This window comes from Mycobacterium sp. TH-M25, assembly GCF_057473665.1.
Window position 1 is genome coordinate 1 of the sequence record NZ_JBYCLA010000250.1, and the last position, 10,172, is coordinate 10,172.

8 protein-coding genes and 1 pseudogene are annotated in these 10,172 nt (G+C 64.5%); 6 read left to right on the forward strand and 3 right to left on the reverse strand.

Translation table 11 applies throughout. The annotated features are described in order from the left end of the window. Positions 1 to 363: 363 nt before the first annotated feature. Together styD and AC2VOU_RS08370 are read left to right on the forward strand one after the other, a co-directional pair. Entirely contained in the window at positions 364 to 1,851 is a 1,488-nt protein-coding gene (styD, locus tag AC2VOU_RS08365; protein WP_486956959.1) for a phenylacetaldehyde dehydrogenase StyD, read from the forward strand. 72 nt (positions 1,852 to 1,923) lie between these two features. After that, positions 1,924 to 3,036, forward strand: a complete 1,113-nt coding sequence (locus tag AC2VOU_RS08370; protein ID WP_486956952.1) for an NDMA-dependent alcohol dehydrogenase — start codon at positions 1,924 to 1,926, stop codon at positions 3,034 to 3,036. Here the strand turns inward: AC2VOU_RS08370 and AC2VOU_RS08375 are convergent. Then, complete coding sequence (locus tag AC2VOU_RS08375; RefSeq protein WP_486956953.1) at positions 3,011 to 3,931, reverse strand: AraC-like ligand-binding domain-containing protein; 921 nt, start codon at positions 3,929 to 3,931, stop codon at positions 3,011 to 3,013. The genes AC2VOU_RS08370 and AC2VOU_RS08375 overlap by 26 nt on opposite strands. 206 nt (positions 3,932 to 4,137) lie before the next feature. Between AC2VOU_RS08375 and AC2VOU_RS08380 the strand changes: the two are divergent. Next, positions 4,138 to 4,721: pseudogene (locus AC2VOU_RS08380) on the forward strand (IS6 family transposase); the annotation flags it as partial. A gap of 254 nt (positions 4,722 to 4,975) precedes the next feature. On the opposite strand, the gene AC2VOU_RS08385 reads toward AC2VOU_RS08380, so the two are convergent. Continuing rightward, positions 4,976 to 7,282 carry a molybdopterin guanine dinucleotide-containing S/N-oxide reductase gene (locus AC2VOU_RS08385; protein WP_486956954.1) on the reverse strand — a complete coding sequence of 769 codons (2,307 nt, stop codon included), beginning with the start codon at positions 7,280 to 7,282 and terminating at the stop codon, positions 4,976 to 4,978. Between the two features lie 162 nt (positions 7,283 to 7,444). Beyond that, positions 7,445 to 8,188 carry an IclR family transcriptional regulator gene (locus AC2VOU_RS08390; protein WP_486956955.1) on the reverse strand — a complete coding sequence of 248 codons (744 nt, stop codon included), beginning with the start codon at positions 8,186 to 8,188 and terminating at the stop codon, positions 7,445 to 7,447. Between the two features lie 109 nt (positions 8,189 to 8,297). Between AC2VOU_RS08390 and pcaH the strand changes: the two genes are divergently transcribed. The 3 genes from pcaH to AC2VOU_RS08405 all read left to right on the forward strand — a co-directional run. Continuing rightward, positions 8,298 to 9,071: a protocatechuate 3,4-dioxygenase subunit beta gene (pcaH, locus tag AC2VOU_RS08395; RefSeq protein WP_486956956.1), complete on the forward strand. Its 774-nt coding sequence runs from the start codon at positions 8,298 to 8,300 to the stop codon at positions 9,069 to 9,071. Further along, complete coding sequence (gene pcaG / locus AC2VOU_RS08400) at positions 9,064 to 9,612, forward strand: protocatechuate 3,4-dioxygenase subunit alpha (protein WP_486956957.1); 549 nt, start codon at positions 9,064 to 9,066, stop codon at positions 9,610 to 9,612. The genes pcaH and pcaG overlap by 8 nt, the downstream gene beginning before the upstream one ends. Then, the coding region (locus AC2VOU_RS08405; protein WP_486956958.1) for a lyase family protein at positions 9,609 to 10,172 on the forward strand (564 nt) is incomplete at its 3' end. The genes pcaG and AC2VOU_RS08405, both read left to right, overlap by 4 nt.

The following is a 10,172-nucleotide window of genomic DNA, read 5'->3' on the forward strand; positions in this document are numbered from 1 at the left end:
GACGACACCGACACCGGCAGCCATCATTTGCTGATCCGGCGCAACGACACCACCGGCGAGCTGGCCTACCTGCGCTGCTACACACCACGCCCAGCCACCTTGCACACCCTGGCCACCGTCGCCGCGCAACGCTGGCGCATCGAAGAATCCTTCCAAGCCGCCAAAGGCCTGACACAGGTGGCGAGAGCGGTCGGGTCGCATCGCCAATCGCACATCGAGACCATTTCGCTGTGCGCGATTCGACAACTATTTGTGCACATCGATCCAAGTATTGAAACTCCCGGTTGCGCAGAATTGCAGCAGTGGCCCCACTTAACGGATCTGCAGTTGGCCGCCACATGCGCGACAAGGAACGGAGAAGCCATGACCTCAGTTGACGAATCCCTGGTCGACCCAAGACTCCCCGCCGACACCCCAACTGGGTTGTTTGTCGGGGGCAACTGGCGCGACGCGAGCGACGGAGCGACCTTCCCCGATCTTAACCCAGCTACCGGGCAATCCCTGACCAGCGTTGCCGCCGGCAACGCGACGGACGTCGATGAGGCGGTCCGTGCGGCTCGAGCGCAACTGTCGGGTGAATGGGCGACACTTTCTGGTGCGGCACGCGGCACCATCCTCAACAAAGTCGCCGACCTCATCGAACGCGACGGCGACCTCCTGGCGAAGCTGGAAGCCCTCGACGTCGGCAAGCCGATCGGTCAACCGTTGCTGCTCGACGTACCGAACGCGGCCGGTAGTTTCCGCCACTTCGCCGGCTGGGCGGACAAGATCACCGGGCAAACAATCCCAACGGCCGGGTATTTCGGCCAGCCGACGCATTCCTACGTGATCCGCGAGCCCGTCGGTGTCATCGCGGCGATTATCCCGTGGAACACGCCACTGATGATCGCCAGCTGGAAGCTGGCACCGGCGCTGGCCGCTGGCAACACCGTGGTGGTCAAGCCGCCGGAGGACGCGCCGCTGTCGATCCTTCATCTCGCGTCGCTGCTGAGAGAAGCGGGTCTCCCCGACGGCGTAGTGAACGTTGTCCCGGGCTTAGGTCCGATCGCCGGTGAGGCACTCGTGACGCATCTTGATGTCGACAAGATCAGCTTTACCGGCAGCCCCCAGGTGGGCCGCCACATCGCCAAAGTCGCCGCGGATACCTTCAAACGTACTACCCTTGAGCTCGGTGGCAAGTCACCGCAGATAATCCTGGAAGACGCCGACCTGGAATCCGCCATCAACGGCACTGCGATGGGCCTGTTCTTCAACCAGGGCGAGGTGTGCGCGGCAGGCACGCGTGTCCTAGTACACCGCTCCATCTACGCCGATGTCGTCGACGGCCTCGCCACAGCCGCGACAGCCCAAGTGCTTGGTGACCCGCTGGACCCGGCGACCACAATGGGTGCGCTGGTCAACGCCAAACAACGCGACACCGTGCTGAGCTACATCGAGGCCGGCAAGAGCGATGGTGCCCGCATCGCTGCGGGTGGTGAAAAGGGATTCGGTTCCGGCTTCTTCGTGCTGCCCACGATCTTCGCGGACGCGACCAACGATATGCGGATCGCTCGTGAGGAGATTTTCGGGCCGGTGGGCACGGTCATCCCCTTTGACGACGCCGACGGAGCCATCCGGCTCGCCAACGACAACGCCTATGGGCTCGCTGCGGGCATTTGGACCCGCAATGTCAGCCATGCGCATGCGTTGGCGGCCAAGGTGCGCGCGGGAGCTGTCTGGATTAACGGTTGGGGCGCAATTGATCCGGCACTTCCCTGGGGTGGTGTGAAGGCCAGCGGCATAGGCCGTGAGCTGGGTTGGTCGGGCATCCTGGCTAGCACCGAGGAGAAGGTGATCACGGTCGTGCTGTGAGCTGGCTACCGACCCGACAGCTACCCAAAAATTGTTCAGTCAGTACTTTTCAACTATCAGGAAGGAAACGTTATGAAGAGTCGGGCAGCAGTGCTGTGGGAACCCGGCCAGCCGTGGCAGATCGAGGAAATTGAGCTCGACCAACCAAAGTACGGGGAGGTGAGGGTCGAGCTTGTCGGCTCTGGTATGTGTCACTCCGATGAGCACGTCCGTGACGGCAGCGTGCGTGTGGGGCTGTACCCATACATCGGTGGCCACGAGGGTGCCGGCGTGGTGACCGAAATCGGCGCAGGTGTCACCAACCTCGAGGTGGGCGACCATGTCGTGTTCGGCTTCGTGCCCGCGTGTGGTCGGTGTCCGTCGTGTGCCGACGGAAAGTCCAGCATCTGCGATCTGGGTGCACATCTGCTGGCCGGTGTGCAGCTTTCTGACGGCACCGCACGGCATCACGTCAACGGTAAGGACGCCGGGCTGATGTGTTTGCTCGGCACTTTCGCGCCGGTGACCGTGGTCAATCAGGCATCCTGTGTCAAAATCACCAAGGACATCCCGCTGGACAAGGCGGCGCTCGTCGGCTGCGGTGTCACTACCGGCTGGGGAGCGGCAGTTTACGCGGCGGAGGTATCGGCCGGTGAGACCGTCGTGGTCCTCGGCATGGGTGGCGTTGGTTGCGGCGCTGTCCAGGGTGCTGCGCTCGCCGGTGCGCGTCACGTTGTCCTCGTAGACCCTGCGCCGTTCAAACGCGAGCAGGCCAAGGTCTTCGGTGCAACGCACGCGGTCGCGGCGATCGATGAGGCGTTGGTCCTGTTGCAAGACATCACCTGGGGCCAGCTCGCCGACAAGGTATTGATTACCGTTGCTGTCGCCAACGGCGCATTGATTGGCCCCGCAATGAGCCTGGTCGCCAAAGGTGGTACCTGCGTGCATGTTTCTGTCAGCAATCTTGAAGCCAGCGATGTCACGCTGAACCTGTTCGACCTGACGGCGATGCGCAAGACACTCAAGGGCACCTGGTTCGGAAACGCCAACATCCACGCCGACATCCCCCGGCTGCTCAGGCTCTACATGGAGGGGCACCTAAAGCTCGACGAGATGATCACCCGCACCTACTCGCTCGACCAGGTGAATGAGGGCTACCGGGCGATGCTTAACGCCGAGATTATCCGGGGCGTGATAATGTACTGAGGGTGGTGTTCCGGTGCCCCCGCGGCGTTACACCATATGTCGATCGGAAAAGCCTGGAGAAATGTGCCGCGTTGACGAGTCCATTCGCGGTGGCGATCGATCCGACACTGCGATGAGCGTGTACCGGATCCTCCAGGTCGCGGCGGCACCGTTCGAGACGGCACTGGCGGATGAACCCGGACACCGTCTGGCTGTTGCGGGCGAAGAGCTTCTGTAGGTACCGTGTCGACACGTGGTGCTGTGCCGCGACCGCCGCGGGCGAAAGGCCGACATCGGCCAAGTGACTCTCGATGTAGGCCTGCGCCGATGTGAGTATCGTTTCGGCGAAACTCAAGCGGGCATCCGGTGCCGAGAGTCGCACGGCGGCGCTGACGAGGTCGGCCACCGCATCGGTAACTAGCGGCGTGATGCTCGCACAGGCAGTGCCCGATGGCTGCGCATTCAGGATTTCCAGGATCGGGCGGAGCAACGCACCAACCCCGGACGACGACTCAATGCGCCGGGCGGCAGCCTCGCGCAATTCCGCCCCGGAGACCCTCAACGACGTTCGCGATACAACCGTCACCAGCGTGTCGAAAGTGCCAGGGTAGCAGAGTTCGTAGGGTTCGCTGGTGTCGTAAATTGCGATGTCACCGGGCGACAGGCGAGTTTCGTGTCCCTGCTGACATACGGTGGAGTTGCCGCGCAGCTGCAATGCTACCTTGACGACCCCGGGGTCCGCCCGCCGGATGGCGTCGGTTGACCGCCGCACACGCACGCACTGGCCGAGCACCTGCGATAATTGAAGATCGCCGAGTTTTCGGCTCTTCAATCCACCACTGAATGAGTCGATCTGCCGGGTCAGCGGGATCACCTCGAGCGGGACAAAAGCATTCGAAATGCCCTCATGCCACATATCGAACCCGAGATCATACAGGCAGAACTCCGTCGTATCGTCAGTATTTCGCGATAAGTCCCCTGGGGTGGTGGGAATCGGGCGAGTGGGCCATGGCCCTGGCTTCGATACTGCGTCGAGATTCCCACTGACAACCAATAGCCGTCGGGACATCACTCGACTTTAGCAGTTATGCGGTTGCTGCGGCGCATGGCGGTCAGGATGGCCGTGGCGTGGTGGTCAGCCATGAATCGGTCCGGCGGTGGTGTGAGAAGTTCGGGCAGGCCTACGCCAACCAGCTGCGTCGGCCGCCCCCGCCCGGGCGACAACTGGCACCTCGATGAGGTGTAGGTGAAGATCCAAGGCAGCACCCACTACCTGTGGCGCGCGGTCGACCAGGACGGCAACGTGTTGGACGTGTTGGTTAAATCACGGTGAAACGCCAAGGCAGCCAAACGGTTTTTCCGCAAGCTGCTCAAAGGAATGCAATATGTGCCGCGGGTGCTGGTAACCGACAAGCTGGCCAGCTACGGGGTCGCTGCCCGCGAGCTGGTGGCCTCTGTCGAGCATCGGCAGTCCAAGTACCTGAACAATCGGGCCGAGAACTCTCATCAACTCAGCCGTCAGCGCGAACGGACGATGATACGGTTCACATCAGCCCGGCATGCCCAGCGCTTCTTGTCGGCCTTCAGCGGCATCTCCACGCATTTCCGACCACGACGACATCTACTCAGCAACCGAATGGCGCACCGAGATGACCGACCGCTTCGCGGTCTGGGATGACGTTACGGTCCTCGACGCTGCCGCCTGAAATCCCAACGACCCTACTCTGATCAACCGTTGCTACACTCAACACGCATGCACCACTACACAATTCAATTAACGTGACAGTGCCAATACGTTCGTGTGCGAGTGTGAGGCGTTGCCGCAGTGAGGGGTCGGATCCGGGCTCGGGCGATTCCTTGACGCGTCTCCGGCGATAGCTGGCGGCGACATGCTCGCCGTGGGTCGGCAGTCCACCCGTCAGGGCAGTCCACCCGTCGGCATGCCGCCTTGGATACGGCGCTAACGCGCAAACGGCGGCGGTTCGTGTGCACGCAGCCGAGGCAATTCGTCGGTGAATTTCTCTATTTGGACCAACACGTGCTGGCCGGTGCTGCCGTGCGCCAACGACGATGTTCCGGAGTCGTTGGTCAGCGCATTGGGATTACCATGAACACACATCGAGTCCGGATCGGCTGGATCGGCGGGGTCGAACCACGCTCCCGTCGCCAGCTGCACCACGTGAGGCCGCAGATCATCGTCGATCACGACACCGGCCAGGCAAGCGCCACGATCGTTGAACACCCGCACAATGTCGCCGTCACTGAGACCCCGCGCGTCGGCGTCGATAGGATGCATCCGAATTGGTTCTCGCCCATGAATTTTCGAGTCCATACTGACACCGCCGTGATCGAGTTGGCTGTGCAGCCGAGTACGCGGTTGGTTGGCGATCAAATGCAGCGGAAACATCGCACTCCGCGGGCCGCCGAGCCACTCGCTGGGTTCGTACCAGGTGGCATGGCCCGCGCAGTCCTGCAACCCGAAACTGTCGATCGTCTTCGAGAAAATCTCGACGCGACCACTCGGGGTGCTCAACGGGTAAGCGATTGGGTCGCACCGAAAATCGGCTAGCATCGTCGCACCTGTTTTGATCGGCAACTCCAACTGTCCGGCGCGCCAGAAATCAGCAAACGACGGAACCGGAAAGTTCTGTTCCGCCGCCCATTTGGTGTAGAGGTACTCCAGCCATTCACCCGCGGTGCGCCCCTCGGTAAATTGACGGCCGAAGCCCAGCCGGTGGGCAAGCGCGGCGAATGTGTCGTAATCATCGCGGGCGTTGGCATATCGCGGCACCAGCGCTCTCATCGCGACCAACGCCGGGTCTGTCCTACTGCCCGTAAAGTCGTCACGCTCGAAGCTGGTAGTGGCGGGCACCACGATATCGGCGTGTTTAGCCATCGCGGTCCAAAATTGTTCGTGCACCACGACGGTGTCGATCCGAGACAACGCCCGAAGCAACCGGGGCAGGTTCTGGTGATGATGGAAGGGGTTACCGCCGGCCCAGTAGACGCACTTGATGTCGGGCAGCTTCAGCGCTGTGCCGTTGTAGCGAAGCTCTCCGCCGGGCCGCTCCAGCAGTTCGGTGATCGCCGCCACCGGAATGAATGTGCGCACCGGGTTGGTGTCCTGTGGAAGTCCCGGAAGCCGGCATTGCAGGGGTGGATTGCCGATGCCGTTGGCGCCGTATCCATGCCCGTAGCCCCCGCCGGGAAGTCCGATCTGGCCCAACATCGCCGCCAGGGTGGCACCCATCCACACGCTCTGTTCGCCGTATTCGATTCGCTGCAACGACAGGGTGGTGGTGATCAGCGTCCGACTGGCCGCCATGTGGCGAGCCAGGTCCCGCAGCTCGCCGGCGTCAAGCCCCGACAGCGCAGCGGCCCACTCGGGCGTCTTGGGCACCCCGTCGTCGTGGCCGAGCAGATAGGGCTCGAAGCGGTCATATCCGGTGCAGTACCTGTCCAGGAAGGCGCGATCGGCGAGTGACTCGGTGGCCAACACGTACGCCAGACCCAACATGATCGCCACGTCAGTTCCGGGCACCGGCGCAATCCAGCGGCACCGGTCATCAAGCGGGCCGGCGATCGCGGTGATGTCGTCGCGCAGCGGGCTGATGGACACCAGCCGAGCGCCGCGCGCCCGGTAGTGGCTGATGTAGTCACGATCGGGATGGCGGGTGGCCCCGCCGGGGACCACGGTGGTGTTCTTCAACGGCAAACCGCCGAACGCGACCAGTAACTCGGTCTGCTCGGCGATGACATCCCAGGTGGTGGTGCCGGCCAAGGCATCGGACAGTTCCATGCCGAAGACGTGTGGGTAGATCACTTCCGACGCGCCAGCGCTGTAGGTGTGCCGAGATGCGGTGTATCCGCCCAGGAGATTTAGGAAACGGTGGACCTGGCTTTGCGCGTGATGAAACCTGCCGGCGCTGGCCCAGCCATAGGAGCCGCCGTAAATCGCCTCGTTGCCGTAGCGGTCGACGACGCGGCGCAACTCCGCGGCGAGCAAGTCGACCAACTCGCCCCAGCCGACTTCGACGAATTCCTCTACGCCGCGTACAGAACTGGGACCGGGGCCGTTTTCTAGCCAGCCGCGCCGCACCGCGGGGTTGGCGATGCGGCTGCGATGCCTGACGGCACCGGGCAGGTTCTGCAGCTGCGGGGCCGGGTTGGTGTCGCTGCTCAGCGCCGTCACAGCGGCGATGTCGCCCTCAAGCACCCGCGCGGTGAACGCACCCCAGTGAGTCGCCGACGTCAAGTTCTGCGTCATCCACAAAAGCCTAGCCGGGCTTCGCCACATCCCGACGGGCGTGTTGGATGGAGTCGCTTTGAGGACTTCGGTCCGGACGAGATGAAGACCCTGGTCGAAAACGGGCGGCGCGCTGTGATGGCCGACATAGCTTCCGTCCAGCGGAAATACTCGGCGAGCTTTTCAGACCCGGCGCCCGATCGATTGTGCGGCGACACGGAGCGCGCCGTACAACCGTTGCTCGCTGGCCTTGAGCGAGGCGACCACCAACCCGAGTGATGCGATCACCTCGTCACCCTTGTAGATCGGCACTGCGATCGAACAAGCACCGAGGCTCATCTCCTCGTGCGTAGTGGCGTAGCCCTTCTCGACCACCTTGCGTAGCTGACGGCGCAGCACTCCTGGCTGGATGATCGTGTACCGGGTCACCCTCGTGAGATTGGCGAGCACCTCGTGCTGGATCTCCAATGGCGCGTGGGCAAGAAGGACCTTGCCGACCCCAGTGGCGTAAAGCGGTAGGCGCGCGCCGACCTTGCTCACCACCGGGACGGACCGATTTCCGCGCAGCCGGTGCAGGTAGACCACTTCGGTGCCGTCGCGGACGGCGAAGTGCACGGTGACCAGGGTCGCGGCGTACAGGTCGAGGAGATATGGCTCGGCGACTTGCCGCAGGTCCGTTTCGACTTGCGTCAGGTGGCCGATGTTCCACATCCTGCGCCCGATGAAGTATTCGCCGGAGGGCAGGCGTTCCAGCGCGCCCCACTGGGCGAGCTCACCCGTGAGTCGGTGGGTCGTGGCGAGCGGAAGGGCCGCGCGTTCGGCGATGTCGCTAAGCGACATCGCTCGATGCTTTTCATCGAACGCGCCCAAGATCGATAGCGCCCGCCCCGTCACGCTGGCGCCCGGCTGACGAGCGTTTCCTGCCATCGTTCCTAACTTCACTGTGTCGAGAGTGGACCCCCCTCATCATGCCTTTTCACTCAGTGAAATGGCTCTGTCGCGGCCGACTCGGCGTCGCCCTTAACGTGATGGTGTGATGACGGTCACCACCACCGCAACTCCGGAACTGGATTCACAGCAGAGGATAACGGCGGAGATCGCCGACGTCCGCTCCTCGACCGCATGCGGCACCGCGCAACCGCGAATCGACTTCCCGCCGTACCGCAGCTCGCTGCTCCGCCACCCCACGAAAAACCTGCGCCATGTCGACCCCGAAGGGATCGAGCTCGTGGCACCGGTCTTCGGTCACTCCGACGTCAACCCGGTGGAGGCCGACCTCACCATCCAGCACCGCGGGGAGCCGATAGGCGAGCGGATGCTGCTTAGCGGCCGGATCCTCGACGGCGACGGCCGCCCGGTGCGTAACCAGTTAGTCGAGGTCTGGCAGGCCAACGCCGGCGGGCGCTACATCCACAAGCGCGATCAGCACCCCGCGGCAATCGACCCGAACTTCACCGGGGTCGGGCGCTGCCTGACCGACGGCGACGGCTACTACCGGTTCACCACGATCAAGCCCGGCCCCTATCCGTGGCGTAACCACCGCAACGCCTGGCGGCCCGCACACATCCACTTCTCGCTGTTCGGCACGCAGCTGCACCAGCGGCTGGTGACGCAGATGTACTTCCCGGGAGACCCGCTCCTCGCGCTCGACCCGATCTATCAGTCGATCACCGATCAGGCTGCGCGTGACCGGTTGGTCGCGACGTACGACCACGACCTGACCACCCACGAGTGGGCCACCGGCTACCGCTGGGACATCGTATTGACCGGCACCCACGCGACCCCGCTGGAGCGTGACGGCCATGGGTGAGGCACTCGCGCCGACCCCCGGACAGACCGTCGGGCCGTTCTTCCACGATGCCCTCCTGTACGACGGCGACAGCGCCCTCGTCCCGCCAGGTTCGGCCGGTGCGACCCGCCTCCACGGCACCGTGTACGACGGCGACGGCGCCCCCGTCCCCGACGCGCTGATCGAGATCCGACAGGCTGACCCGGCTGGCCGGGTACCGCGCGTCGAGGGCTCGCTGCATCGCGACGGCCGGTTCACCGGCTGGGGCCGGTCGGCGACAGACGCGGCTGGTCGCTACGCCTTCACGACGGTCGTACCCGGCGGGGTCGACGGCGGCGCAGCCTTCTTCGCGGTCACGGTGTTCGCCCGCGGCCTGCTCGACCGTCTCTTCACCCGCGCCTACGCTCCCGGCGAGAGCGACGCTTTCCTCGAAGGTCTCACGGCCGAGGACCGGGCAACCCTCCAAGTCGTGCGCGACGAGGATGATCACCTCCGCTTCGACGTCCACCTGCAGGGCGAGCGCCAGACGGTCTTCCTGCGTTACCCGCGGCACGTCGGATGAGCGGCGTACTGCGCCCCGGGGCCCACCGCGCGGCCGGCGTCGCTGACGACCTGGCTGTAGTTGCCGCCCTGCTGCGTGTGGAGGTGGCGTGGACGCGCGCACTCGTCTCGGCCGGGATCGCCACGGACGCCGCAACCACAAAGGTCGCCGAGGCCGCGGCCGGCCTCGACCTCCCTGAACTGGCACTTGAGGCGGAGGCGGCGGGCAACCCCGTGGTCCCCCTCGTCGCGGTCCTGCGCGAGGCGGCGGGTGACGCGACGGCCGCGGTCCACACCGGACTCACCAGCCAGGACGTCCTCGACACCGCGCTGGTCCTAATGGCCCGCGACGCCGTCGCCCGGGTCCGGGCAGACCTCGTCGTCACCGCCGACGCGCTCGCCGCGCTCGCGCGCACGCATCGCGACGCTGTCGCCGTCGCGCGGACCCTCACCCAGTGGGCGGTCCCGACGACCTTCGGGCTGCGGACGGCTCAGTGGCTGGCCGGCGTGACCGAGGCGATCGAACGGCTAGACGCGCTCACCTTCCCGGCCCAGTACGGCGGCGCGGCCGGCACCCGCGCG

Bases quoted from the DNA above. Each gene is read 5' to 3' on its own strand.
- styD (WP_486956959.1), top strand. From the start codon at position 364: ATGACCTCAGTTGACGAATCCCTGGTCGACCCAAGACTCCCCGCCGAC.
- AC2VOU_RS08370 (WP_486956952.1), top strand. From the start codon at position 1,924: ATGAAGAGTCGGGCAGCAGTGCTGTGGGAACCCGGCCAGCCGTGGCAG.
- AC2VOU_RS08375 (WP_486956953.1), bottom strand. From the start codon at position 3,931: ATGTGGCATGAGGGCATTTCGAATGCTTTTGTCCCGCTCGAGGTGATC.
- AC2VOU_RS08385 (WP_486956954.1), bottom strand. From the start codon at position 7,282: ATGACGCAGAACTTGACGTCGGCGACTCACTGGGGTGCGTTCACCGCG.
- AC2VOU_RS08390 (WP_486956955.1), bottom strand. From the start codon at position 8,188: ATGGCAGGAAACGCTCGTCAGCCGGGCGCCAGCGTGACGGGGCGGGCG.
- pcaH (WP_486956956.1), top strand. From the start codon at position 8,298: ATGACGGTCACCACCACCGCAACTCCGGAACTGGATTCACAGCAGAGG.
- pcaG (WP_486956957.1), top strand. From the start codon at position 9,064: ATGGGTGAGGCACTCGCGCCGACCCCCGGACAGACCGTCGGGCCGTTC.